At 63.3% G+C, this 23,574-nt stretch carries 23 protein-coding genes and 2 pseudogenes; 17 read left to right on the forward strand and 8 right to left on the reverse strand.

Annotated features, from left to right (window positions below):
- Nucleotides 1-100 precede the first annotated feature (100 nt).
- Both ACP2YO_RS22635 and ACP2YO_RS22640 read right to left on the reverse strand, forming a co-directional pair.
- Complete coding sequence (locus tag ACP2YO_RS22635; RefSeq protein WP_426442781.1) at nucleotides 101-685, reverse strand: CoA-binding protein; 585 nt, start codon at nucleotides 683-685, stop codon at nucleotides 101-103.
- Between the two features lie 143 nt (nucleotides 686-828).
- Nucleotides 829-1,665, reverse strand: coding sequence for an enoyl-CoA hydratase (locus tag ACP2YO_RS22640; protein WP_426442782.1), 837 nt, complete (start codon nucleotides 1,663-1,665; stop codon nucleotides 829-831).
- 70 nt (nucleotides 1,666-1,735) lie between these two features.
- Here ACP2YO_RS22640 and ACP2YO_RS22645 point away from each other — a divergent pair, with 70 nt between their 5' ends.
- The 6 genes from ACP2YO_RS22645 (at nucleotide 1,736) to ACP2YO_RS22670 (ending at nucleotide 5,502) form a co-directional block, all read left to right on the forward strand.
- Nucleotides 1,736-2,164 (forward strand): PaaI family thioesterase, encoded by a 429-nt coding sequence (locus tag ACP2YO_RS22645; RefSeq protein ID WP_426442783.1) that lies wholly within the window; start codon nucleotides 1,736-1,738, stop codon nucleotides 2,162-2,164.
- Between the two features lie 153 nt (nucleotides 2,165-2,317).
- Nucleotides 2,318-2,782, forward strand: a complete 465-nt coding sequence (rplM, locus tag ACP2YO_RS22650; RefSeq protein WP_426442784.1) for a 50S ribosomal protein L13 — start codon at nucleotides 2,318-2,320, stop codon at nucleotides 2,780-2,782.
- Complete coding sequence (gene rpsI, locus ACP2YO_RS22655; protein WP_426442785.1) at nucleotides 2,783-3,259, forward strand: 30S ribosomal protein S9; 477 nt, start codon at nucleotides 2,783-2,785, stop codon at nucleotides 3,257-3,259.
- A 329-nt stretch (nucleotides 3,260-3,588) separates the two neighbouring features.
- Nucleotides 3,589-4,803 (forward strand): diguanylate cyclase, encoded by a 1,215-nt coding sequence (locus ACP2YO_RS22660; RefSeq protein ID WP_426442786.1) that lies wholly within the window; start codon nucleotides 3,589-3,591, stop codon nucleotides 4,801-4,803.
- An 87-nt stretch (nucleotides 4,804-4,890) separates the two neighbouring features.
- Nucleotides 4,891-5,088, forward strand: coding sequence for a hypothetical protein (locus ACP2YO_RS22665; protein ID WP_426442787.1), 198 nt, complete (start codon nucleotides 4,891-4,893; stop codon nucleotides 5,086-5,088).
- Nucleotides 5,089-5,205: 117 nt separating this feature from the next.
- Nucleotides 5,206-5,502 carry an antibiotic biosynthesis monooxygenase family protein gene (locus tag ACP2YO_RS22670; protein ID WP_426442788.1) on the forward strand — a complete coding sequence of 99 codons (297 nt, stop codon included), beginning with the start codon at nucleotides 5,206-5,208 and terminating at the stop codon, nucleotides 5,500-5,502.
- Between the two features lie 10 nt (nucleotides 5,503-5,512).
- On the opposite strand, the gene ACP2YO_RS22675 is transcribed toward ACP2YO_RS22670, so the two are convergent.
- On the reverse strand, nucleotides 5,513-6,646 hold the full coding sequence (locus ACP2YO_RS22675) for an AI-2E family transporter (protein WP_426442789.1): 1,134 nt from the start codon (nucleotides 6,644-6,646) through the stop codon (nucleotides 5,513-5,515).
- Nucleotides 6,647-6,907: 261 nt separating this feature from the next.
- On the opposite strand from ACP2YO_RS22675, the gene ACP2YO_RS22680 reads away from it, so the two are divergent.
- The 7 genes and pseudogenes from ACP2YO_RS22680 to ACP2YO_RS22710 all read left to right on the forward strand — a co-directional run bounded on the left by ACP2YO_RS22680 (nucleotide 6,908) and on the right by ACP2YO_RS22710 (nucleotide 13,322).
- A complete protein-coding gene (locus ACP2YO_RS22680; RefSeq protein WP_426442790.1) occupies nucleotides 6,908-7,678 on the forward strand; it encodes a gamma-glutamyl-gamma-aminobutyrate hydrolase family protein in 771 nt (256 codons plus the stop codon).
- A 501-nt stretch (nucleotides 7,679-8,179) separates the two neighbouring features.
- Nucleotides 8,180-8,428, forward strand: a complete 249-nt coding sequence (locus ACP2YO_RS22685) for a hypothetical protein (protein ID WP_426442791.1) — start codon at nucleotides 8,180-8,182, stop codon at nucleotides 8,426-8,428.
- A gap of 503 nt (nucleotides 8,429-8,931) precedes the next feature.
- Nucleotides 8,932-9,939: pseudogene (locus ACP2YO_RS22690) on the forward strand (PAS domain S-box protein); the annotation flags it as partial.
- Between the two features lie 247 nt (nucleotides 9,940-10,186).
- Nucleotides 10,187-10,435: pseudogene (locus ACP2YO_RS22695) on the forward strand (ATP-binding protein); the annotation flags it as partial.
- 6 nt (nucleotides 10,436-10,441) lie between these two features.
- A complete protein-coding gene (locus tag ACP2YO_RS22700) occupies nucleotides 10,442-11,008 on the forward strand; it encodes a response regulator (RefSeq protein ID WP_426443289.1) in 567 nt (188 codons plus the stop codon).
- 158 nt (nucleotides 11,009-11,166) lie between these two features.
- The gene (locus ACP2YO_RS22705) at nucleotides 11,167-12,234 is read left to right on the forward strand and encodes an extracellular solute-binding protein (RefSeq protein ID WP_426442792.1); all 1,068 of its coding nucleotides are present in this window, start codon (nucleotides 11,167-11,169) and stop codon (nucleotides 12,232-12,234) included.
- A 191-nt stretch (nucleotides 12,235-12,425) separates the two neighbouring features.
- Nucleotides 12,426-13,322 carry a haloalkane dehalogenase gene (locus ACP2YO_RS22710; RefSeq protein WP_426442793.1) on the forward strand — a complete coding sequence of 299 codons (897 nt, stop codon included), beginning with the start codon at nucleotides 12,426-12,428 and terminating at the stop codon, nucleotides 13,320-13,322.
- Between the two features lie 147 nt (nucleotides 13,323-13,469).
- Here ACP2YO_RS22710 and glnA read toward each other — a convergent pair whose 3' ends face one another.
- Nucleotides 13,470-14,879 carry a type I glutamate--ammonia ligase gene (glnA, locus tag ACP2YO_RS22715; RefSeq protein ID WP_426442794.1) on the reverse strand — a complete coding sequence of 470 codons (1,410 nt, stop codon included), beginning with the start codon at nucleotides 14,877-14,879 and terminating at the stop codon, nucleotides 13,470-13,472.
- 150 nt (nucleotides 14,880-15,029) lie between these two features.
- Nucleotides 15,030-15,368, reverse strand: coding sequence for a P-II family nitrogen regulator (locus ACP2YO_RS22720; RefSeq protein WP_011441447.1), 339 nt, complete (start codon nucleotides 15,366-15,368; stop codon nucleotides 15,030-15,032).
- Between the two features lie 353 nt (nucleotides 15,369-15,721).
- Between ACP2YO_RS22720 and ACP2YO_RS22725 the strand changes: the two genes are divergently transcribed.
- On the forward strand, nucleotides 15,722-17,221 hold the full coding sequence (locus ACP2YO_RS22725; protein ID WP_426442795.1) for an NAD(P)H-hydrate dehydratase: 1,500 nt from the start codon (nucleotides 15,722-15,724) through the stop codon (nucleotides 17,219-17,221).
- Here the strand turns inward: ACP2YO_RS22725 and ACP2YO_RS22730 are convergent.
- A complete protein-coding gene (locus ACP2YO_RS22730; RefSeq protein ID WP_426442796.1) occupies nucleotides 17,218-18,594 on the reverse strand; it encodes an alpha/beta hydrolase in 1,377 nt (458 codons plus the stop codon). The genes ACP2YO_RS22725 and ACP2YO_RS22730 overlap by 4 nt on opposite strands.
- A 466-nt stretch (nucleotides 18,595-19,060) precedes the next feature.
- On the opposite strand from ACP2YO_RS22730, the gene ACP2YO_RS22735 reads away from it, so the two are divergent.
- Genes ACP2YO_RS22735 through ACP2YO_RS22745 form a run of 3 tightly spaced genes read left to right on the forward strand, consistent with a single transcriptional unit; the run spans nucleotide 19,061 to nucleotide 20,998 of the window.
- Complete coding sequence (locus ACP2YO_RS22735; protein WP_426442797.1) at nucleotides 19,061-19,753, forward strand: FadR/GntR family transcriptional regulator; 693 nt, start codon at nucleotides 19,061-19,063, stop codon at nucleotides 19,751-19,753.
- A gap of 60 nt (nucleotides 19,754-19,813) precedes the next feature.
- Nucleotides 19,814-20,269 (forward strand): GNAT family N-acetyltransferase, encoded by a 456-nt coding sequence (locus ACP2YO_RS22740; RefSeq protein ID WP_426442798.1) that lies wholly within the window; start codon nucleotides 19,814-19,816, stop codon nucleotides 20,267-20,269.
- 12 nt (nucleotides 20,270-20,281) lie between these two features.
- Nucleotides 20,282-20,998 (forward strand): substrate-binding domain-containing protein, encoded by a 717-nt coding sequence (locus ACP2YO_RS22745; protein ID WP_426442799.1) that lies wholly within the window; start codon nucleotides 20,282-20,284, stop codon nucleotides 20,996-20,998.
- A 63-nt stretch (nucleotides 20,999-21,061) separates the two neighbouring features.
- Here the strand turns inward: ACP2YO_RS22745 and ACP2YO_RS22750 are convergent, their stop codons facing one another.
- Together ACP2YO_RS22750 and ACP2YO_RS22755 are read right to left on the reverse strand one after the other, a co-directional pair.
- Entirely contained in the window at nucleotides 21,062-22,147 is a 1,086-nt protein-coding gene (locus ACP2YO_RS22750; protein WP_426442800.1) for an enolase C-terminal domain-like protein, read from the reverse strand.
- An 18-nt stretch (nucleotides 22,148-22,165) separates the two neighbouring features.
- On the reverse strand, nucleotides 22,166-23,491 hold the full coding sequence (locus ACP2YO_RS22755; RefSeq protein ID WP_426442801.1) for a multicopper oxidase family protein: 1,326 nt from the start codon (nucleotides 23,489-23,491) through the stop codon (nucleotides 22,166-22,168).
- Nucleotides 23,492-23,574 lie beyond the last annotated feature (83 nt).

Here is a 23,574-nt window from a genome sequence, read left to right on the forward strand (position 1 = left end):
GGCGCGCTCCGCCGTCAAGGCGCGTCGGATCGCCGATACGTGTTTGGAACAAGCATGCTGCGCCATACCGCCTGATCGCGACGATTATTCCGTTGATGCGTCACGTCGTCTCGGTTTTGTTTTTTGCAGCGCGGTCGGATGCCGCAGTCTGGCCGCCGCCGAAACTGGAACGATTGAGCGACAGCCGCATGCCCTGCGTCGGGACCGGCGCACGCTTGGAACTCAGGGTGCGCGAGTTGACGCCCATCCAGGAGATCTCCGACGACAGCCGGCCATACTCGATCTTCGGGCAGCGGTTCATCACGACCTTGAGCCCTGCGGCTTCGGCCTTTTCCGCGGCCGCATCGTCGCGCGCGCCAAGCTGCATCCAGATCACCTTCGGCGGCGGCGACAATGCGAGAGCCTCGTCCACCACGGGCAGGATGTGGCTCGAATTGCGGAAGATGTCGACCATGTCGATTGGGTGGCCGATGTCGGCGAGCGAGGCCACGAACGGCTTGCCCATCAGCGACTTTCCGACATGGCCCGGATTGACCGGGATCATGTCATAGCCGCGCTGCGCCAGATATTTGAACGCAAAGTAGCTCGGCCGCACATTGACCGGCGAGGCGCCGACCATCGCGATCGACTTCACGCCATTGAGGATGCTGCGGATGTAATTGTCGTCGTAGGCGTCGTGGTTCATTTGTTATCCGGTTGGTCATTCCGGGATGGTGCGTTAGCACCAGACCCGGAATCTCGAGATTCTCAGGTGCGCAACTGCGCACCATAGTTCGATGCTTCGCATCGGCCCGGAATGACGCTCTCATTGCGATTGCAATGAGAGCGTCACTTGTCCTGCCACTGCGGCTCGCGCTTCTCGATGAAGGCGCCGATGCCTTCCTCGGCGTCGCGCGCCATCATGTTCTCGGTCATCACCTCGGCGGCATAGCGATAGGCGTCCGCGAGGCTCATCTCGGCCTGGCGATAGAACGCCTCCTTGCCGAGCTTGACGGTGTAGGCCGACTTTAGTGCGACCTTCTGCGCCAGGGCGATCGCGGCGTCGCGTTCGGTGCCTGATGGAACCACGCGGTTGATCAGTCCGATGCCTTGCGCTGTCGCAGCGGAGATCGGCTCGCCGGTGAGCAGCATCTCCATCGCCTGCTTGCGCGGTACGTTGCGCGACAGCGCGACCATCGGCGTTGAGCAGAACAGGCCGATGTCGACGCCCGGCGTTGCGAATGTCGCGGCCTCGGAAGCAACAGCGAGGTCGCAGCTTGCGACCAACTGGCAGCCGGCCGCGGTGGCAATGCCCTGGACGGAAGCGACCACCGGCTTCGGCAGGTGGACCACGGCCTGCATCATCGCGCTGCACGCGTTCATGATCTCGGAGAAATAGGCCCGGCCGCGATCGGGATCGGTGCGGCGCGCCGTCAGCTCCTTCATGTCGTGGCCGGCGGAGAAGGCCATGCCATTCGCGGCGATCACGACGCCACGGATGCTGTTGTCGCCGGCGATGTCCTTCAGCGCGGCGTGCAACTCGCCAATCAGGCTCTCCGACAGGCTGTTACGCGCCGCGGGGCGATTGAGCGTCAGGACCGCAATACTGCCCACGCTCTCGCGCAGCAGGATCGGGGCTTGTGGTGTTGGCGCGCGGGCGGCTTCGGCTGGGGCTTGGGCAGACATGGCGAGATTCCACTATGGTCTTCATGACAACTTAATGTAACAGGCTGGTTGCGGCGAGGGCAGGGACGGCATGACGACTGCGAAAATGAGCGTGGCTGAGCTGGAGGAGTTCCTGCGCAAGGAGTTTCCGCAGGCGTTTGCCTTCGATGACATCAAGATCGAGAGTGCCGACGGCGAAACCTGCCTGCTGCGCCAGAGCTTCAGCGAACGGATGCTGCGGCCCGGCGGCACGGTATCGGGACCCACCTTGATGGGGCTGGCCGATTTCGCGATGTATGTGGTGCTGCTGTCGGCGATCGGCCCCATTGGCCTCGCCGTAACAACCAATCTCAACATCAATTTCCTGCGCAAGGGCCAGCCCGGGCAGGACGTGCTTGCGGTGGCGAAGCTGCTCAAGCTCGGCAGGCGGCTTGCGGTCGGGGAGGTCAACCTGCTGTCCGGCACCTCGCCCGATCCGATCGCTCATGTCACGGCGACCTATTCCATTCCAAATCAATAGGCTTTTCTCCGGTATTATTGCACCATATTTATAAGCCATTGAATTACATAAACTAATTATACCCCAGCGGCGTTGACGTCCGCGCGCGGCTTCTCTAGAAAGCGGCACAGTTCGGCGCGCTCGGCGCCGATTTCTTTTTCATGGATTTCACACATGACCACGTTCTCGGCCAAGCCCGCCGACGTGACGAAGAAGTGGGTGCTGATCGACGCCAAGGGTTTGGTCGTCGGCCGTCTCGCTACTCTCGTCGCGATGCGTTTGCGCGGCAAACACCTCCCGACCTACACCCCGCATGTCGATTGCGGCGACAACGTCATCATTGTCAATGCAGCCCATGTGGTGCTGACCGGTCGCAAGCGCGACCAGAAGGTCTACTACAAGCACACCGGCTTCATCGGCGGCATCAAGGAGCGCACCGCGAAGCAGATCCTCGAGGGTCGCTTCCCCGAGCGCGTCGTCGAAAAGGCGATCGAGCGCATGATCCCGCGTGGGCCCCTCGGCCGCATGCAGATGGGCAATCTGCGCGTCTATCCCGGTGCCGAGCATCCGCATGAAGCGCAGACCCCCGAGACGGTCGATATCGCTTCCCTAAATCGCAAGAACACGAGGGCCGCATAAATGTCCGATACGTTGCAGTCCCTCGATCAGCTCTCGCAGGTCAAGCCGGCCGCTCCCGAAGCGCCGAAATACATCAAGAAGATCGACAAGTTCAACCGCGCCTACGCCACTGGCAAGCGCAAGGACGCGGTCGCCCGCGTCTGGATCAAGCCGGGTGCCGGCAAGATCTCGGTCAACACCCGCGACGTCGAAATCTACTTCGCTCGTCCGGTGCTGCGCATGATGATCCAGCAGCCGCTGGTCGCGGCCGCGCGCAACGGCCAATACGACGTGATCTGCACCGTCGCCGGCGGCGGTCTGTCCGGCCAGGCCGGTGCTGTCAGACACGGCATCTCGAAGGCGCTGACGAACTTCGAACCCGAACTGCGCGGCGTCCTCAAGAAGGGCGGCTTTCTCACCCGTGACTCGCGTACGGTCGAGCGCAAGAAGTACGGCAAGGCCAAGGCGCGCAAGTCGTTCCAGTTCTCGAAGCGCTAACTCGCGTCCTGCAATTCGCGGCAATTGCCGCATATGCCGATCTGAAGAGGGCGCCGCGAGGCGCCCTTTTTGCTGGAGCGTTTTCAAGCGAAGTGGGTACCGGTTCGCGTGAAGAAAACGCGTCAGATGAACAACAAGCGCGCCCGGTTTAGAACCGGGCTCGATGGGGTTTAGAAGTGAATTAACGCAGTTTTTCATGAAAACTTGCGTGTGCATGCAAACGGAATTGGAACTCGCGCGTCCTAGCCTGTGCATCAGCAGTAGCGCTGCATCACACCATTTAAGAATTGCGCCTGCGAACGTTGCATCACACCGGGCTGGGGTGAGTTATGTCGTTCGACACATCGACGCTTTATCTGTTCGCCACCATGGTCGCGGGCATGCTCGGCGCCATGCTGATGTTCTTCGGCAGGCAGGAGAACATCCCCGCGTTGAAATGGTGGGGCACCGCCTATCTGCTTGGCGCGGCCTCGGTTGCGCTGTGGACGATCGGTGGCGCCGCGCTCGGCGCGCCGCTGTTGCTGGCGCTGAACGCGGTCGGCTTTGCCGCATGCGGCATGGTCTGGAACGCCTCGCGCGTGTTTCACGGCCGCAAGCCCAATCTGCCGGGCCTGATGCTCGGTCCGATCGCCTGGGTTGGCGCCGTGACGACCGTGCAGGATTCCGCGACCCGCCTGACGATTGGCGCGGCGATCGTCGCGATCTACGCGGCGCTGACCGCCGCCGAATTGTGGAACGAACGCCGCCGCGCGATGCAAAAGCGCTGGCCTGCGATCGTGGTGCCGGTCGCGCATGGCTGCGTGTTGATGCTGCCGATTCTGCTCGGCGACCTCTTGCGCGGGAATGACGAGAATTTCGCCGCCAGCTTCTGGGTCACCTTGTTCTCGGTCGAGCTCGTGCTGTATGCGATCGGAACCGTGTTCGTGATCTTCATGATGGTGTCGGACCGCGCGGTGGCCGTGCACAAGACCGCGGCCTCGGTCGACCCGCTGAGCGGCATGCTCAACCGCCGCGGCTTCTCGGAAGCCTGTGCGCGGGTGATCGAGCGCGAGGCCAATGCCGGTCGCCCGGTCACGGTGATGATCTTCGACATCGATCATTTCAAATCGATCAATGACCGCTTCGGTCACCCCGCCGGCGACGAGATCCTGAAATTGTTTTCCGCCGTCGTGGTCAACAATCTCCGCATCAGCGATCTCTCCGGTCGCATCGGCGGCGAGGAATTCGCAGCACTTTTGCCGTGTTCGCTGGAAGAAGGCGTCCTGGTCGCCGAGCGTGTGCGCGAGGCCTTCGAGACCAGCGGCATCACCTGTGAGGAAGGTCCGGTCGACACCACCGTCAGCATCGGCGTCGCCGGTGGCCCGGCCGGTACCGAGCTGGAGGTGCTGCTCGCCTCGGCCGACACCGCGCTGTACCAGGCGAAGCGCAGCGGTCGCAATCGCGTCGAGGCGGCCGAAGAGCTGCCGCTCTCGCTGGAGAACTGGCGGCGCAAGACCGCCGGCCTGCCTGCGGCGGCGCGTCACAAGCCCGCGACGGTCCAGTGACGGGCCACGGTAACCATTGATTAACAATCCGGCTCCATCCTTTGAGGTATGGAGTCGATACCCACACGCAACCCGCAGGCAGCCCTGATGTCGCTCGAAGCGGCCGCCGCCGCGGCGCGTGGCGGCTTCGCCTGCATGTTCTCCGACTCGGACGAATACGAGACGGCGGTGATCGCCGAACGGCGCGCGCGGGGCCGCTATGAACAATCCAGCAGGCGCTGGCCGATGGTGTTGCTGGTCGGCGCCATGCTGGCGGTCTTTGTCACCGGCTTGGTCTTCGGTTGAACATCGGCAAGAACCGGCTGACCAAGACCTTCCTGACATCGGCGCCCATGGAGGCGCCTTTTTCTTTGCGGCCGGCTGGGGTAGAGACGGGCGCTCATCAGCAGAGGTCCAGCCCCAATGATCACGGAAATCGCACTGATCGACGTCAAGCCCGGCAGCGAGAAGGATTTCGAAACGGCCGTGGCCAAGGCACGCCCGCTGTTCCTGCGCGCCAAGGGCGGCAAGGGATTTGAGTTGCACAGGTCGATCGAGAAGCCGTCGCGCTACCGGCTGTTGGCGAAGTGGGAGACGCTGGAGAACCACACCGTCGATTTCCGTGGCTCGGAGGATTTCACCGCCTGGCGCGCGCTCGTAGGCCCTTACTTCGCCGCGCCCCCTGAGGTCGAGCACACCGAGACGGTGGTGAGCTCGTAAGGCCACCGGCTCAGGCGGCGTGCGCAGGTAATGCGTCCTCCGCCTTGAAGTGGTCGATCATCACCTTGCTGATCGCCATCAGCGGCAGGGCCAACGCCAGCCCCCAGATGCCGAATACGACGCCGAGCAGAATCTGGAACGCGAACAGTGTGGCCGGGGGGATGTCGAGCGCCTGCCGCTGGATGATCGGCGTCAGCACGTAGCTTTCCATGGCGTGCACGCCGAGGAACAGGATGAAGGCGGAGAGCGCCGCGATCCAGCCCGTGGCGAGACTCGCCAGCACCACGATGATTCCGCCGAGGATCGCGCCGACCGTCGGGATGAAGGCCAGCAGGCCGGCCTGGATGCCGAGGATGAACGAGCTCGGAATGCCGATGATCTCCAGACCAATCCAGGTGACGAGGAACACCGCCACCATCGTGATGATCTGCGCGATCAGCCAGCGCTCCAGGGTCTCGCCGATACGGTCGACGATGAGAATGGCCTGGCCGCGGTATTTGGCCGGCGCGATGAACAACAGCCCGGCGCGGTAGATACTGGGCTGCGCGGCGAAGGCGAGCCCCAGAAACAGCACAATAAAGAAGTTGCCAACCACGCTGACGGTGCCGAGCAGCACCTTCAGCGTCTGGCTGACGATCGCACCGCCGCTGGAGGCGAGCGCGCTCGCGCCCGGCAAATTGTGCGTCGCGTTTGAGCCAGGCGTCGTCGTGCCGGCAGCGCCTTCCGGCTTCACGTCGCCGGCGGCGTTGGTGAAATCGAGATAGCTGGTGTCGACGCCGTGTTGCTCGAGGAAATGCTTGACGTTGCCGAGCTGCGATTTGATCGTGTTGCTGAGCACGGTGGCCTGTTCCGCGATGGTGGTGCCGCCGAGGAACACGATACCCGACAATAGCCCCGCCAGCGCGAGGCAGACGATCGCGAGCCGCAAGGCGTGCGGCAATTTGACGAGGTGGCCGAGCAGGGTGGTCATCGCGTTCAGGCCGACGCCGAGCAGGACGCCGGCGAACAGCAGGAACAGCGTCGCGGCGAAAGACCAGGTGAACAGCAACAGCGCCGCGAACAGCACGACGCCGATGCCGCCGACGGCGATCGCCCACGCCATGTCGTTGCGGGCCTGCAGGCGATTGTCAGCCGAATCTGTCACGGGTGATTCCCTCTCTCGTGCCGGTGTACTGGGCAGTCTTTGGCGAAATCTGCGCCAGGATCAAGCTGTCGCCCCAGGCAATAGCCCGGACGGCGCTACGACCGGTCAGGCTTGGGAGGGCGTCCTCCGCTGGACCCGGTTTTGTGCAGGGCTGCAAGCTGTGCTGTGCAGATATAGACAGTTGATCCGGCGGGAACTCGGAGGCATGATCGTCTCTGAAACGTGGCAAGCGTAGAAGATTCATTGCGCGAGACTTGAATAATGAGACGACCCGTGGTCGGCGTAATCGGAAACGCCCATCGCCTTGAAAATCGCTTCACAGTCCAAATGGTCGGAGAGCGCAACCTTCGCGCTGTAGCCGAAATCGCGGGCGCCGTGCCGCTGATGTTCGCGGGAACTCCTGAAATCACCGACGTCGCTGCCTTGCTCGACGTGGTCGACGGCGTGGTGCTGACCGGGGCCCGCGCCAATGTGCATCCGACGCGCTTTAACACCGAGCCTTGCGCGGCCCACGAACCCTACGATCTGCACCGCGACGATGTCGCGCTGGCGCTGTCGGAAGCCTGCGTGGCGCGCGGTGTGCCGATCTTCGGCATCTGCCGCGGCCTGCAGGAGATGAACGTTGCGTTCGGCGGCTCGCTGCATCCGGAGATTCGCGAGATCCCCGGTCGCATGAACCACCGCATGCCGCGGCTCGAGAACGGCGAGATCCATCCCGATCCCACGGTCGTGTTCGCCGATCGTCATGACGTCACGCTGACACCGGGCGGTGCGTTCGCAATGATCCTCGGCCGTGACACCATCCGCGTTAATTCGCTGCATGGGCAGGGTATCCTCGAACCCGGCAAGCGCGTGGTGATCGAGGGGATTGCCGAAGACGGCACCATCGAGGCGATCCGCATCGCCGACGCGCCCACCTTCGCTCTCGGCGTGCAGTGGCACGCCGAATACGACCCGCAGCGCAACCCGATCAACCGCGCGCTGTTCGAGGCGTTCGGCGACGCGCTGCGCGAGCGGCGGCAGGCGGCGTAGGGCCGCAAACAACGCTGTCGTCCCTGCGAAAGCAGGGACCTATACTCAGCGGCGGGTGTTGTGAATGGGACTCGTCATTCCAGCGCGGCGCAACAACCAAACATCGGTGGTTATGGGCTCCTGGCTTTCGCCAGGACGACACTGAGTTTGTTGCGCGATTTGTGAGCCGTACATCCGCATTCTCGCGACATGATTTGTCGGAGCTTTGTATCTCGTTTGCCACCGAGCTTCGCTTCCAATAAACAGAAAAATATCCTTCGAACATAGGCTTGCACCGTCGGGCAAATCAGTGATTGCCCCCAACGAGGCTGGCTTACCCATCAGCCAGTTCTGGCACCGGTTGCGGCAAAACAACTCAGGTCCACTGGACTGAGGCGCCGCGTACTTCACGCGACGGTGTTGGAATGAACCGCCGGGACGAGCCGTCATGGGATGTGAACTCACGAACTCGCCGGAGAGGCCAAGCCTCTTCGACTTGTTACATCCCAACGGAGAAGTCCAATGACGACAATCAAGCTCTTGCTGGCCGGATTGATTGCGAGCGGCCTGCTCACAATGCCTGCCGGTGCTCACGAGGACGCGACCACCAGGCGACCCGGCATGATAGGAGGAAAGGCGGCCGCCGGTCCCAACGGCGACTGGATTTACGGCAATGCCCGGATTGAGGCGCCGCACGCCCTGTTTGCCTCGCCGCCGCGCGACGAGCCCGGCGGCGTTTGCGACTTTGGCGACAATCCAATGATCTGCTGAAGCGGTAGCCGGACCGAAGCTATCTCCGGGGCAGAGGACAATGTCTGACGCTCAACTCATTCTGGCCGGACTCCCCGGCGCCATGATCCGGATCGATCGGCGCCGGGATGTTTCCCTCCGTAATTCTACGGGCGCGAAATTGGCGGATCGCCAAGCCGAACTCGGCTAAGCAACATAACAAGCCGCCGGATATTGCCCGGTGCTGATAATGCTTGCCGATATTTCCCGCCCTTCCACTTTCGGGTGCTGCGGATCACGATGAGTTGGTCGGGATGAATTTGTCGGGCCGCCTGGCGCTCGGGATGATGGCGCCCGTCGTCGTGATCCTGCTCGCGCTGGGCTTCATCCATGGCGTCGCTTCGCTGGGCTTTCTGCTCGCCACTGGTGTGGTCGCGTTGGTCCTCGCGCTCATCATGGCCGTCATGATCGGCAGGTCGCTGTCGAGGCCGCTCACCCGGATGACGCTGGCGGTGGAGGGGCTGGCCCGCGGCGAGACGGTGCCGATGCCTTCAGGCGGCGGTAGTGAGATTGCGAGCCTCGCGGGCGCGCTCGCCGAGCTGTCGGCGCAATTCGGCACCCGGCAGAACCTGCTGGAGAAGACCGTCGAAAGCATCCGCGATCCCGTGGTGGTGGCCGACCAGAGCGGAGCGGTGTTGATCGTCAACGCGGCGGCGCGCTGCATGTTCGGCATCGATCCCGGCTTCAACAGCCTGACCGGTGTCCGGACCTTCCAGTGCTATTACGCCGATGGCGCGACCGTGATGCCGATACCGGAGACGCCGCTGGCACGCGCGCTGCGCGGCGATGACGTCGACGATCTCGAACTGATCGTGAGGCCGCGGCCGCCTGGTCCGGAGGTCTGCCTGCTGGCCAACGCCCGGCCGTTGCGTGACGACGCCGGCAACCTGCGCGGTGCGGTCACGGTGCTCCACGACATCACGGCGCGACGGCAGGCGCATCAGGCGCTGGTCGAGAGCGAGCAAATGGCGCAGGCCATCGTCAAGACGGCGCTCGATGCATTCGTGCAGACCGATCAGGACGGTGTCGTCCTCGACTGGAGCCCGCAAGCCGAGGCACTGACCGGGTGGACGCGGTCCGAGACCGTGGGCTACCGGCTGGTGGAAATGGTGTTCCCGGAAGAGCTGCGGGATGCGCATCGGCAACGGATCGCCCAATTCCTGCAGGAGGTCGCGGCCGGGGGCATGGGCATGCGGTACGAATCTGCGGCCCTGCATCGGGAGGGCCACCAGTTCCTCGTCGAAGTGTCGCTCAGCGCGTTGCGCCGCGGCGATGGTTACGTCGTCAACGCCTTCGTCAGGGATATCACCCAGCGGCGCCTCGCGGAGGAGCAGTTGATCCAGGCGCAGAAGATGGAGTCGGTCGGGCAACTGACCGGCGGCATCGCGCACGACTTCAACAACATGCTGACCGTGATCACGGGCACGATCGAGATCCTCGCCGACGGCGTCAAGGACGACCCGCAGCTTGCCTCGATCGCCAAGCTGATCAGCGATGCGGCCGATCGCGGCGCGCAACTCACGTCCAGCCTGTTGGCGTTCGCCCGCAAGCAACCGCTGCAACCCGCCGAGACTGACGTCAACGATCTCGTCGGCGAGGTGGGGCGGCTGCTGTCGCAGACGCTGGGCTCGCAGATCGCGATCAGGACGGAGCTCGGGCCGCGACGCGTGGCTGGCATTCGTCGACCGCAGCCAGCTCAGCGCGGCGCTGGTCAACCTCGCCATCAACGCGCGCGACGCCATGCCGGACGGCGGAACGCTGACATTCGCGACCCGCAACATCCAGCTCGGCATTCCCGATGCGGTGGCGTGCGGTGTCGAGCGGGCCGGCGACCACCTTGTGATCGAGGTCAGCGATACCGGTGTCGGGATTTCGCCTTCGCATCTGGAGAAGATCTTCGATCCGTTCTTTTCCACCAAGGAGGTGGGGCAGGGCACCGGGCTCGGGCTCAGCATGGTATTCGGCTTCGTCAAGCAAACCGGAGGCGGGATCGAAGTGCTGAGCGAGCAGGGGCATGGTGCGACGTTCAGGATCTACCTGCCCAAGGCCGAAGGCGCCGCCCGGCGTCCCGCGGAACAGGACGATCTGCCGGTCCGCGGCGGCAATGAGACGATCCTGTGCGTCGAGGACGATGCGCGGATCCGCGACTACGTCGCGGGGCAGCTTTCGGGCCTTGGCTACACGGTTCTCGTTGCGGCCAATGCCGACGACGCGCTTGCCATCGTCGGTCGCGGCGCGGTGTTCGATCTGCTATTCACCGATATCGTGATGCCCGGACCCATGAACGGCCGGCAGTTGGCCGAGACGCTGATGGCCGGGCGCCCCACGCTCCGGGTGCTCTTCACCTCCGGCTACAGCGACGGCGCGCTGCCGCTGTCGGGACGTGCCGGGCACGGCATTCCGCTGCTGCGCAAGCCCTACCGGCGTGCGGAACTGGCGCGCATGTTGCGGCGCTGCCTCGATCTCGCGGTCGACCTGGAAGGCGACCCCGTGCCGCTGCCTTATTCGGTACAGTCCGATCTCGCCCGCTTCCTGCGCGAGAACCCGCCGGGGGAGGATTAGTCCGGGCCAAGTCCGGAGGATGGGTGGAGCGCAGCGATACCCATCAACTCTTGCACGGTTCGACATGATGGGTATCGCTTCGCTCCACCCATCCTACGCGCTATCATTGCCTGACAATGGCGTGGCCGGCCAACGGCCCGATGTCAGGGAGTAACGCAATGCAGGACCGCAAATGGTCGAGACGCGATTGGCTCAAGGCGACGGCTGCGACGGCGGCCGGCATGGTGTTCGCCGAGCCCTTGCGGGCGGCCGCGCCGCCGGCCTCAGCGGTGACGCCGGAGTTGATCGCGGCGGCGAAGCAGGAGGGCAAGGTCTCGTTCTACAGCGCGCTGGAACTGAACACGGCCGAACGCCTCGCACGGGCCTTCGAGCAGAAATATCCCGGCATCAACGTCCGGGTCGAGCGCTCCGGCGCGGAGCGCATCTTTCAGCGCATCGAGCAGGAGCAGGGCAGCGGCATCAATGCCGTCGATGTCGCCAATTCCACCGACCCCGCGCATTATCTCGACTGGAAGAAAAACGGTTGGCTCGCGACCTATCTGCCCGAAGATGTCGTAAAGCATTTCCCGGCCGACCAGATCGATCCTGATGGCAGCTACGCGACGTCATGCGCCTGGTTCGAGGTGATCGGCTACAACACCGAGCAGGTGAAGGGCGAGGATGCGCCGAAGAGCTATGCCGACCTGCTTGATCCCCGGTGGCGCGGCAAGCTCGTCAAGGGCCACCCGAGCTACAGCGGCGCGATCCTGACCGCGACGTTCGTGCTGGCGCGCGATCTCGGCTGGCCGTATCTGGAGAAGCTGGCGCAGCAGCGGGTGATGCAGGTGCAGTCGGCTGCCGATCCGCCGAAGAAGATCCTGCTCGGCGAGCGCGCCGTGATGGCCGACGGCAACGACTACAATCTCGTGCTGGCCAAGGATCAGGGCAAGCCGGTCGAGGTGGTGTATCCGGCCGAAGGCGCGCCGCTGATCATCGTGCCGAGCGGCATTTTCAAGAGCGCGCCGAACCCCAATGCAGCAAAACTGTTCCAGAATTTCTTCTTCAGCGCCGAGACCCAGCAAATGCTGGCCGACGAGTTCGCCCATCGCTCGTTCCACGCCCAGGTGAAGGAGAAGGCCGGGCACGTGCCATTGGCAAAGCTGAAAATGCTCAAGGCCGATCCGGCCGCGGTGCAGGCGCAGAGCGAAGAGATCAAGGCAAGGTACGCGAAATTGTTCCGGGTGTGATGTCGCCGTAGACCTCGTAGGATGGGTGGAGCGCAGCGATGCCCATCATTTCGCCGCACGGATAGAACGTCGATGGGTATCGCTTCGCTCCACCCATCCTACGAGACTTCCGCAATTTGCAGTAACGGCGGCGGGTGACAAGGCGTAATACGTGAGGGGCCGCGCGAGGTTGACACAAGGAGCACTTCACAATGGCGAACGAGGTTTTGCGGACCCCTGAGGCGCGCTTTGACGGCCTTCCCGGCTATTCGTTCGCGCCGAACTATCGTGACGATCTTCCAGGCTACACCGGCTTGCGCATGCACGATCTCGATGAGGGCGCAAGCAACGCCCGCGTTGCGCTCTGCCTTCATGGCCAACCGACCTGGAGCTACCTTTACCGCAAGATGATTGCCGGCCTCGTCGCCTCCGGTTATCGGGTGATCGCGCCTGATATGTTCGGGTTCGGTCGATCCGACAAACCGGTTGAGGAGGCCATCTACACCTTCGACTTTCATCGCGAGAGCCTGATCGCGCTGATCCGCGCACTCGATCTCGATCGCATGACGTTGGTTTGCCAGGATTGGGGTGGTCTGCTCGGTCTTACGATCCCGATGGAGATCCCCGATCACTTCGAGGCGCTGCTGATCATGAACACGATGTTGGCGACCGGCGACCGCCCGCTGACGAAAGGTTTTACGGATTGGCGCGCGTGGAACAACGCCAATCCGGACATGCCAGTTGGCAAGCTCATGTCCCGCGCCTGCCCGCAGCTCTCGCCCGCAGAGGCCGCTGCCTATGATGCACCTTTCCCTGATGCCACCTACAAGTCTGGCGTGCGCCGCTTCCCGAACCTCGTGCCCGACAAGCCCGACGCGGGCGGCGCTGCGATTTCCCGCAAGGCTCGCGAATGGTGGCGCACCGAATACCGCGGCAGGACTGCAATGGTGATCGGCATGACCGATCCCGTCCTTGGGCCTGTCGTGATGGGGGAAATGCGCCAAACAATCCGCAACTGTCCTGAGCCGGTAACGATCACCGCCGCGGGACACTTCGTGCAGGAGTGGGGGGAGGATGTCTTGAAGGGCGCCCTGCCGCTGCTGTCCTGATCTCGCAGGATGGGTCGAGCAAAACCTGTCTTCGTTGCAAGGCTTGAGCCGATGGGTATCGCTTCGCTCCACCCATCCTACGACCTATTCAAAAACAAAAGGCGCTTCCTCCGGAAGCGCCTTTCGCAGTCGTGAAGCCGTGGGGGCTTACAGCGAGTAGTACATCTCGAACTCGACCGGATGCGGGGTCATTTCGAAGCGGGCGACCTCGGTCATCTTCAGCTCGATATAGGCGTCGATGAAGTCGTCGTCGAACACGCCGCCGTTCTTGAGGTAGGCGCGGTCCTTGTCGAGGTTTTCCAGCGCCTCGCGCAGGCTGCCGCAGACGGTCGGGATCTGCTTCAGCTCTTCCTTCGGCAGATCGTAGAGGTCCTTGTCCATCGCCGGGCCCGGATCGATCTTGTTCTTGATGCCGTCGAGGCCGGCCATCAGCATCGCGGCGAAGCCGAGATAGGGGTTGGCCATCGGGTCGGGGAAGCGCACTTCGACGCGCTTGGCCTTCGGGTTCGACGTGTAGGGGATACGGCAGGAGGCCGAGCGATTGCGCGCGGAGTAGGCGAGCAGCACCGGAGCCTCATAGCCCGGGACCAGACGCTTGTAGGAGTTGGTCGACGGGTTGGTGAAGGCGTTGATCGACTTGGCGTGCTTGATGATGCCGCCGATATAGTGGAGGCAGGTCTCCGACAGGTCGGCATACTTGTTGCCGGCGAACACCGGCTTGCCGTCCTTCCAGATCGACTGATGGACGTGCATGCCCGAGCCGTTGTCGCCGTAGACCGGCTTCGGCATGAAGGTGGCGGTCTTGCCGTAGATGTGCGCGACCTGATGGATGCAGTATTTGTAGATCTGCATCTGGTCGGCCATCAGCGTCAGCGTGTCGAACTTCATGCCGAGCTCATGCTGGGCCGAAGCGACCTCATGGTGATGCTTCTCGACCTTGACGCCCATCTTGGCCATCGCGCCGAGCATTTCCGAGCGCATGTCCTGCACGCTATCCTGCGGCGGAACCGGGAAGTAGCCGGCCTTGGTGCGGATGCGGTGGCCGAGGTTGCCGCCCTCATATTCGGTCGACGAGTTGATCGGCAGCTCCGAGGAGTCGAGCCGGAAGCCGGTGTTGTAGGGTTCGGCCGCATAGCGCACGTCGTCGAACACGAAGAACTCGGCCTCGGGACCGACGAACACGCTGTCGCCCACGCCCTGCGACTTCACCATCGCTTCCGCCTTCTTGGCGATGCCGCGGGGGTCGCGATTATAGGGCTCGCCGGTGGTCGGCTCGAGCACGTCGCAGACGATGACCATGGTGGTCTCGGCGAAGAACGGGTCGATTGTCGCGGTGACCGGGTCGGGCATCAGGCACATGTCGGATTCATTGATCGCCTTCCAGCCGGCGATCGAGGAACCGTCAAACATCTGACCTTCGGCAAAGGTGTCCTCTTCGATCATGCCGACATCGAAGGTCACGTGCTGCCATTTGCCGCGCGGATCGGTGAAGCGCAGATCGACGTATTTGACGTCGTTGTCCTTGATCGATTTCAGGACGTCTTTGGCGGTCTTCATGAATACCCCTTTTGGATTGACGGGTCGGTTTCCAGCGTTCGACGAGTTTATTCCCGCTTTTGGCAGGTTGGTGTGACCACCCAAACGAAATCAGGCCGCCAAAGCAGCCCTTTTTCTCTTCTTGGTCGCAGAATCCGGATAGCACCCGGCTCAGATAGCGTCCAGCCCGGATTCGCCGGTTCGGATGCGGATCGCTTCCTCGATGTTGGAGACGAAGATCTTGCCGTCGCCGATACGTCCGGTCTGTGCCGCGCGGCGGATCGCGTCGATCGCCTTCTCGACCAGATCGTCGCCGATCACGATCTCGATCTTCACCTTGGGCAGGAAGTCGACAATGTATTCCGCACCGCGATAGAGTTCAGCGTGACCCTTCTGCCGTCCGAACCCCTTGGCCTCGGTGACGGTGATGCCCTGTAGTCCGACCTCCTGGAGCGCCTCCTTCACCTCGTCGAGCTTGAACGGCTTGATGATGGCTTCAATCTTTTTCACTGAGCGCCTCCCGGGCATTGCAGATTACAGGTCGTCTTCGATGCGCATGGGGCGCAGTCTGGTCTGATCTTATGGCTTCCGGCGCGGAGCCGGAAACACGCACCATGGTCGCAGGACGCACCATTGTGAGCGGCTTCCTCAAAAGCAGGGTCTATGCCAAGTTGTAGAGGTCCCCGATTTTGGAATGTTATCAGCCTTTTAGCAGGCATCGGCTGATATCGAACCACTGGCGGCATGATATCCAAGCCCGGCGAATAGGCAAATAGATCAATCCGTATGCAATTGGCTAGAAGAGACTTCGGGAACGTCACAGGAATTGCCTCTCGAAAAGGCGGAGAGATTGAGGATTCGGCATGGACGTTCTGACCATCACCGAGATGGAGCGCGCCGACCGGTTGACCATCGCAGCCGGCACGCCGGGCTTTGCGTTGATGATGAGCGCCGGACAGGCAGTCGCTGAGGCAGCAATGGAGCTGGTCGAGGAGGGGCCGATCGTCGTGGTCGCCGGCCGCGGCAACAATGGTGGTGATGGATTCGTCGCCGCCGCCGAGCTCGCGGCGCGCGGGCGCGAGGTCTCCGTTATCCTGCTCTGCGAACGCGACAGCCTGAAGGGCGATGCGGCGCTGGCGGCCAAGGGTTGGAAATTTCCGGTGCTGCCGTTCAACCCCCAGGCGCTCGGCAAGCCGGCGCTGATCATCGACGCACTGTTCGGCGCTGGCCTCAACCGTGCCGTGAAGGGCGACCCGCTCGAGATCATCGCGGCAGTGAATGCCAACGGTGCGCCGGTGCTGGCGGTGGACCTGCCGAGCGGGATCAACGGCTCGAGCGGCGCGGTGATGGGCGCCGCGGTGCAGGCGACCGAGACCGTGACCTTCTTCCGCAAGAAGCCCGCGCATCTGTTGCTGCCCGGACGGATCTATTGCGGCCGCGTGCGCGTCGCCGACATCGGCATCGATCCGCAGGTGCTGGACGAGATCAAGCCGCTGTGCGCCGAGAACGTGCCGCAGGCCTGGCGGTGGTCGTTTCCGGTGCCGCGGATCGACGGCCATAAATACGCACGCGGGCACGCAGTAGTGGTGTCGGGCGACATCGCTTCGACCGGGGCGGCACGGCTCGCGGCGCGCGCGGCGCTGCGCGCCGGCGCTGGGCTGGTGACGCTGGCGTCGCCGCGCGATGCGCTCGCCGTCAACGCCGCGGCACTGACCGCGGTGATGGTGCGGGCGGTCGACAACCCGATCCAGTTCGCCGAGTTCCTGAGCGACAAGCGGCTCAACGCCTGCGTGATCGGACCCGGCGCCGGCGTCAGCGCGCGCACCCGCGACTTCGTCCACACCGCGCTGTCGGCGCAACGGCATCTGGTGCTCGATGCCGATGCGCTGACGAGCTTCGCCGGTGCGCCGGACCGGCTGTTTGAAGCGATCAAGGCTTCCGACGGCCAGCAGGTCGTGCTGACGCCGCATGAGGGCGAGTTTCCGCGGCTGTTCAGCGATATCTCGAACAAGCATCCCGGCCGTTCAAAACTCGAACGCGTGCGCGCCGCAGCCGAGCGGTCCGGCGCCGTGGTGCTGCTGAAAGGCGCGGATACGGTGGTCGCCTCGCCCGACGGCCGCACCAGCATCGCCGCCAACGCGCCGCCCTGGCTCGCCACCGCCGGCGCCGGCGACGTGCTGTCAGGCATGATCGCGGGCATGCTGGCGCAAGGCGTGCCGGCCTTCGAGGCCGCCAGCATCGGCGTCTGGATGCACGGCGAGGGCGCGACCGAAGCCGGGCCCGGCCTGATCGCGGAGGATCTGACCGAGGTGCTCCCCGCCGTGTTCCGACGCCTCTATGATGAGTTCGGAATTGAGTATTAGTAGTCGGTATCCGGACGATATCCTTGCATCAGATACTCGATGGCGTGCGGCAGCGTTTGCCTCATGGTGGGAGGATCCCCATGCCCGGCATTGCGGGCGAAGATGAACTGGTACTCGTAGCCTTTCGCCGCCAGCACCTTGGCCATGGTCTCGCAAGCCAGCACATAATCGTGCATCCCGTCCGCCATCTGATTGGGAAACCATTCGTCGTGGTCGCCTACCTCGAACCACATCCGGATCGGCTTCTTGGGGCTGTTGGGGATGAGGGGTGATGCTGCGGGTTGCTTCGTAGGCTGCGGCCCCGGGGGCAAAAACATGAAGCCTTCCGTTTCCAGCAGGGGATTCGGGATCGGGCCCGCGTACTTACTGTGATATTCCCAGGCCCCGCCTGGCAGGTTGGGATTATGCGGCCACTGCTGGTTGGTAAAGGTCGGGGAGTAGGCGAGGACCTTGCCGAAGAGCTCGGGGTGGAACCAGGCCATGGTGAAGACCGCTTCGCCGCTCGCACTGCCTCCCATCGCGATCCGGCCCGCCGGATTGCGGGTCAGGCGGAGGCCGGCCGCTTTCTCGACCAGGGGCAACACCTCCGTATCAACAAATTCCGCGTACTGCCCGTTCATGGAATCGTACTCAAACCCGCGCTGACTGCCCTGCGCGTCCTGGCCGCCGTTCTCGACGGTGATGGCCACCATCGGAGGGATTCGCCGCTCGTTGATTAGACCATCGAGGGTCGGGAACAGCAGGGACTCAAAGCTGTCCGATCCGGGGAAGGACGAGTTGCCGTCCCCTGACACGATGAACGGCAGGTCCCCTCTGTCGCGTGCCTGCCGGGGCACGTAGATTGTCACCTTGCGAGTCCATGTCCCCACCTCGCTGCAGTATTTGACATTGGGCGTGAAGCAATTGGGAACGAGCAAGGTCGAGAAGTCCCCCGGGGCGGTCTGCCCAAACTGATTGATGTAATCGAAATTGGGCTCCACGCGCACCAGGCCCGTGGGATAGATCTTGCTGTCACTCGACCGCATGGTGAAGCTGTACACCTTCCCTGTCGGGACGGTCGTGACCTCGATCGCGGTCGGATGAGTCGGGCCGATAATGAAATTCCCGTTGGTGACCGGCGGCAGCCGGCCATTCGCAATCTCGATCGCCGATGGGTAATTCGGGTTCAAGGGATTTCGGGTGGGTGGATTGGTTCTGAAGTCGAGACCGGTCAGGTCGATATAGAAGGGCGCACTCGGATTTGTGGTGTTGGCGCCGGCCGGCAGCAAACCGGGCGGCACGCCCTGCGCGTGGGCAAATGGGGGCGCTGTCCCGAAAAACAGCAGTGCTGCGACGCTCACCACCGTTCGGGCATGCGAGTGACCAACTCTCATTGAATCCTCCCCTGGAGATTTTTCAGCCCACCAGTCGTGTGGCTGGGTCGTGAAAGGCTAGAACAAAATTGGTTAGACCACAAGCATGAATTGGTATACCGCGCCAGCCTTCAATATTTCCTGCAAAGTTGCTGCTTTTGTAATATCGTATAGGCCAAATGCTCTCATTGAGTGAGCCGCTCGGATGCGTGGTCCTACCGCTTGTACGTCGGGTCTTTTTGACGATACGGCTAGACGATTAGGGTAGTCCGGCGCAGGACCGCGATGCACTGCTTCGGGCCAGGGACCGAAAAAGCGCTCGCGCCTCGACAGGAGGAGGCACGGATGTACGCCGTTGAATTGAAGTCAGCCGAATCCAATGAATAATCGACGCTCGATCTCAGCGAAGGCTGTGTCTTCACGGACTCGATCGTCCGCAGCGATTGTGTCTGCCGCGGCCTCCTCCGAGGAGGCGTCGGACGCCCGATTGCTCGCGGAGTTGCAAGGCGGCGCGGAACGGTCCTACCATCGCGTCGCCCTGGACATCATGCAGCTGATTGAGGATGGCGAAGTCAACGTCGGGGAAAGGTTGCCTTCCGAACGTGCACTCGCAGACCGCTTCGAAATCAGTCGGACCTCGGTGAGGGAAGCCATCATCGCCCTCGAGATTCGCGGCATCGTTGAGGTTCGTGGCGGATCGGGAATCTATGTCTGTGGCACCGAGCCTGCGGACTTTCTCCTGCATGACGCAACGCCGAGCCCGTTTGAATTGCTGGGTGCGCGACTTCTCATTGAGCCCGAGATTGCCGCCGTGTCAGCCGTTCGTGCCAAGGACACAGACCTCAACAAGATTTCAGCCGCACTGCGGGAGCTGCGGCAAACGATGCGCGACAAGCAGGCTAACGAAGCTGCTGATCGTCGATTCCATGTCGCTATTGCCGAGGGAACCGGCAACAGCGTCCTTGTCCAGATGGTGACAAGCGTTTGGGACAAGGTCCGCGGCGCTATGTGGCTGAAGCTTGAGGAACACTTTCATACGCCGGCCCTTCGTCAGGCCACCATGGAAGACCATCAGCGGATTTTCGCCGTCCTCGCCGCACGCAATCCGGAAGAGTCTCGTGCCGCGATGCGCATGCACATTGAGCGGGTGATGCGCGAGTTTGCGCAGAACTGGAGCTGAGCGAAGTCTGTCGCAGGATTGCCGTCCGGGAAGCGCGCTCACGGCGAAGGCTCACATCCAATGAAGGCCCGACAACTGGACCTATCCGACATGGACGCCGCGGCGCGTGTGCACCGCGCGGCGTTCGACCAGGCGCTGCCGCGGCTCACTGGCCTTCATACGCCGGACGAGGACCGCTGGTTCTATCGCGAGAGGATGTTTGTGACCTGCACGCTGTGGGGTGCGTTCGATGGCGCGGCCATGACCGGTGTGATTGCCTTTCACGACGACTGGATCGAGCAGCTTTATGTGCTGCCCGCTGCGCAGGGCCGCGGGATCGGCAGCGCGCTGCTTGAGATCGCAAAGCGTCGCGCGGAACGGCTGCAGCTCTGGACTTTCCAGCGCAATGCGCGAGCGCGCCGCTTCTATGAGGCGCGCGGCTTTGTGCCGGTCGAACAGACCGACGGCAGCGGCAATGAGGAGAAGGAGCCGGACGTGCGCTATCTCTGGAAGCGCGCGTCAGGCGCCATCGTTTAAGAGGGGCATGCCATGGATGAGCTGCACGTCATCATTTCGGGAGGGTTTTCGCTCGCGTATCACAACGTCCTACCCGAGTTCGAGCGTATGACGGGTATTACTGTGACGACGCTCTCCGGCGCGTCCCAGGGAACAGGTCCGAAAACGATAAAGTATCAGCTTGAACAAGGTGCGGACATCGATGTCGTAATCCTCTCGAAGGAGGGATTGGAAGAGTTGATCGCAAGGGGCAGGATCGCAGATGGCTCGGAAGCCGGGCTGGCAACTGCACCTCTCGGCGCCGCCGTGCGTCGGGGGAGCGCTAAGCCCGATATCAGCAGCGTAGATGCACTGAAGCAAACTCTGCTCGATGCACGTCTGGTCGCTTTGCCCGGGAGCACCAGCGGTCTGTTTGTGAAAGATGAGTTGTTTCCGAAGCTCGCGATTGCCGCCGAGGTGTCGTTCAAGGTTGTACCCCGGGGAACGGACTCGACGGCTATGCTGGCGGCTGGCGAAGCCGATTTGGCGATCGGCCCTCTAAGCGAACTGGTTGATCAGCCCGGTATTGATCTGATCGGTCCGCTTCCTGCAAGCGTTCAGCTCGTTCAGGTTTTCACGGCGGCGATTGTCAACACGTCGCACCGCGTGGAGCACGCCAGGCGGCTTATCGCGTTCCTGACATCCGACCGAGCCGAAGCCGCGATCAAAAAATCCGGGATGGAGCCAGTCCGCAAGACAGGTGGAGCGTAGCGATACCCGTCACCTTCGTCGTGGACTGAGGATGGGTATTACTGCGCTCCACCCATCCTACGACTAGCTCACCAGATACTTCGCCACCGCCGGCTCATTCCACTCGATGCCGAGTCCGGGACCGCGGGCGGTCACCGCGCCGTCGACGATCTCGGCAGGCTTTGCCAGGATCGCGCCGGCGAAGTCGAGGAATTCGAGCCAGTGTGCGGTCGGCGTCACCGCGAGCAGGTGCGCGCTGATCTCGGCGAACAGATGGCTCGACATTGGAATGTTTGCCGCGTCGGCTTGCCCTGCAACCTGGAGCCAGCCGGTGACGCCGCCGACCTTCATCACGTCGGGCATGATGAAGTCGGAGGCGCCGGCCGCGATCGCTTCCGCGAAGCCGCGCGGGAACCACCAGTTCTCGCCGGCCTGGATCGGCGTCGGCGAGGTCTCGCGGACTTTGGCGTGGCCCGACAAATTCTCCTGCGGCACCGGTTCCTCGATCCAGTGCAGATCATAGGGTGCGAGCCGCGCGATGCGTCGTGTCGCCTCCGCCGGATCGAGCGACTGGTTGAAGTCGATCATCAGCGCGACATCAGGTCCGAGCAGGGCACGGACCCCCTTCACGACACGCTCGTCATTGGCGGCATCGCCGTCACCGCCCTTGATCTTGATGCCGCGAAAGCCCTGATCGAGCGAGCGGCGCAGCGCGTGCTCGTCGCTCGCGGGATCGACCACGCCGTAGCTGTCATAGGCCTTGATCCGCTTTGTCGTGCCGCCGAGCAGTTCGGCCAATGGCCGACCGGCCAACTGCCCGAGCGCATCCCAACAGGCCATGTCGAGGCCCGACACCGCCATGCCGACGAGGCCCTGCCAGCCGAGCAGTCTGAATTTGGCGTCCATCGCTTTCATCAGATCGAACGGCGCGACCGGCTTGCCGACGAGGTCGCGGCCGATTTCCTCGATCAGATACACCAGTGGTTTAACGGTGAGCTTGCTGTAGGCGAAGATGTAGGTGCGGCCGGTAATGCCTTGATCGGTCTCGACATCGACCAGCACGAGCGGGCCGGAATCGATCAGCGTAAAGGCGGTCTTCACAGCGCGCTTGAGAGGAACCACCACGCCTCGCGCGCGGACTTCGCGAATCGCTGCAACTGTCTGGCTCATGGTCGTTTCCCCGTGTTCTTATTGGACACCGTACCATCGGACGAGCCGCGGCGCTGCCCAATCGGTCGCGACCGCCTCGATCAGATAACGCCCTGGATATTCGGCGAGGAAGGCGATGCGCTGGGTCTGGCCGGGCTCGATCGCCAGCGTATCGAGCCAGAACGGCTTCCAGCCGTCGTCGAGCCGGTCGAGCAGGCGGAAGTGATGGCCGTGCAGGTGGAACACGGTGGCAATCGAAGCGCGGTTGGTCAGCGCCAGCACGACCGGCCGGCCAGCCCGGGCCTGAAACGCCGGCGGGATGGACGGCTTGAAATCGGCGGGCCGGATCCAATCGGCCGGAGTGCCGAGGGCGAGGTCTATTCGTTCTGCGTTCTTGAGGTCGATCTGGGCGGGCAGGTCGTTAGCCGGGAGTGGCGGGGCGGGCGGAAACGGCGCGGATCGGACCGGCGGCGCGGCAGAGACGGTCAGCTTGCCGATCGGCCGGGCCTGCTTGCCGTCGTGCAGGAGGATCGGGAAGCTGGTTCCCGGTGCGCCCACCGCATCAATAAAGACATCGGTCCGGCTTCCCGGCGCGAGTACCAAGGCACCGTTACGGGCCGGGAACGGCTCGGCCGGCTGGCCGTCGATCGCCATTACCCTGACCTCGATGTTCTCCAGCTTGACCGCCAGCACATTGCGCGGGCTGGCGTTGATGAAGCGGAGTCTGAGGCGGGCATTGGCCGGGGCAGAGATATCGAATGAGGTTTTCCCATTAAGCGTATGAATTGGCGTCGTATCTGTCGGATCGATTCCAGGCGCTATCGCCGTCCCATCGGCGCGCAGGCGCCACTCCTCGATCAGCAGGACCTCGTCCCTATCCACCGCGATCGGCGAGGCGCCCGTCACCACGATGGCGCGCGGCCGGACCGGCCGGTCGCTGCCATCGCCAAGCAGGCTCGCGTCGCAGAAGAGGGTCCCGGCATGTCGAAGCGGGAGCTGGAAGCTATCCTTGGCGCCCGCGGAGATCGGGGTCCGGGAGATCAGCGGCTCCGCGGCCGGTCCGCCATCGAGCCCCTCGAAACTGAGCGCGGCCGGCACCGGCAGCTCGCTGCCGAAGGTCACATCGAGGGTTTCGCCGCGCTTGAAACGGAGTTCTCCGCTGCCAAGCGACCAGACCGGCGTCTCCGGTCCACTTGATCGAAGCGAGATACGTTCTGCTTTGGCCTGCAGCGCCACGGCAGTGCGGCCTTGGGCCCTACCTGCGGCAGGCAGAGCGGGGCCGAGCGCCGCGGCGCCGAGAACGGTCATCAGTTCGCGCCGGGTGAAGGGAAATTCGGGACTTGCCATCGGACCGATGCGGACCATTTTCCGGTTGATCTGTCCACCTGCCAAGGGTCGCAGGCGGTATGCAAAACCGGCCATTTTTTTGCTGCGAACCGGTGGGCCCA

Origin of the sequence: Bradyrhizobium genosp. P, from assembly GCF_049949265.1 — a bacterium.
GTDB lineage: Bacteria > Pseudomonadota > Alphaproteobacteria > Rhizobiales > Xanthobacteraceae > Bradyrhizobium.

Bases quoted from the DNA above. Each gene is read 5' to 3' on its own strand.
- ACP2YO_RS22645 (WP_426442783.1), top strand. From the start codon at position 1,736: ATGACGACTGCGAAAATGAGCGTGGCTGAGCTGGAGGAGTTCCTGCGC.
- glnA (WP_426442794.1), bottom strand. From the start codon at position 14,879: ATGAAGACCGCCAAAGACGTCCTGAAATCGATCAAGGACAACGACGTC.
- rplM (WP_426442784.1), top strand. From the start codon at position 2,318: ATGACCACGTTCTCGGCCAAGCCCGCCGACGTGACGAAGAAGTGGGTG.
- ACP2YO_RS22710 (WP_426442793.1), top strand. From the start codon at position 12,426: ATGGCGAACGAGGTTTTGCGGACCCCTGAGGCGCGCTTTGACGGCCTT.
- ACP2YO_RS22670 (WP_426442788.1), top strand. From the start codon at position 5,206: ATGATCACGGAAATCGCACTGATCGACGTCAAGCCCGGCAGCGAGAAG.
- ACP2YO_RS22745 (WP_426442799.1), top strand. From the start codon at position 20,282: ATGGATGAGCTGCACGTCATCATTTCGGGAGGGTTTTCGCTCGCGTAT.
- ACP2YO_RS22705 (WP_426442792.1), top strand. From the start codon at position 11,167: ATGCAGGACCGCAAATGGTCGAGACGCGATTGGCTCAAGGCGACGGCT.
- ACP2YO_RS22725 (WP_426442795.1), top strand. From the start codon at position 15,722: ATGGACGTTCTGACCATCACCGAGATGGAGCGCGCCGACCGGTTGACC.
- ACP2YO_RS22680 (WP_426442790.1), top strand. From the start codon at position 6,908: ATGAGACGACCCGTGGTCGGCGTAATCGGAAACGCCCATCGCCTTGAA.
- ACP2YO_RS22660 (WP_426442786.1), top strand. From the start codon at position 3,589: ATGTCGTTCGACACATCGACGCTTTATCTGTTCGCCACCATGGTCGCG.
- ACP2YO_RS22640 (WP_426442782.1), bottom strand. From the start codon at position 1,665: ATGTCTGCCCAAGCCCCAGCCGAAGCCGCCCGCGCGCCAACACCACAA.
- ACP2YO_RS22750 (WP_426442800.1), bottom strand. From the start codon at position 22,147: ATGAGCCAGACAGTTGCAGCGATTCGCGAAGTCCGCGCGCGAGGCGTG.
- ACP2YO_RS22740 (WP_426442798.1), top strand. From the start codon at position 19,814: ATGAAGGCCCGACAACTGGACCTATCCGACATGGACGCCGCGGCGCGT.
- ACP2YO_RS22665 (WP_426442787.1), top strand. From the start codon at position 4,891: ATGTCGCTCGAAGCGGCCGCCGCCGCGGCGCGTGGCGGCTTCGCCTGC.
- rpsI (WP_426442785.1), top strand. From the start codon at position 2,783: ATGTCCGATACGTTGCAGTCCCTCGATCAGCTCTCGCAGGTCAAGCCG.
- ACP2YO_RS22730 (WP_426442796.1), bottom strand. From the start codon at position 18,594: ATGAGAGTTGGTCACTCGCATGCCCGAACGGTGGTGAGCGTCGCAGCA.
- ACP2YO_RS22755 (WP_426442801.1), bottom strand. From the start codon at position 23,491: ATGGTCCGCATCGGTCCGATGGCAAGTCCCGAATTTCCCTTCACCCGG.
- ACP2YO_RS22635 (WP_426442781.1), bottom strand. From the start codon at position 685: ATGAACCACGACGCCTACGACGACAATTACATCCGCAGCATCCTCAAT.
- ACP2YO_RS22685 (WP_426442791.1), top strand. From the start codon at position 8,180: ATGACGACAATCAAGCTCTTGCTGGCCGGATTGATTGCGAGCGGCCTG.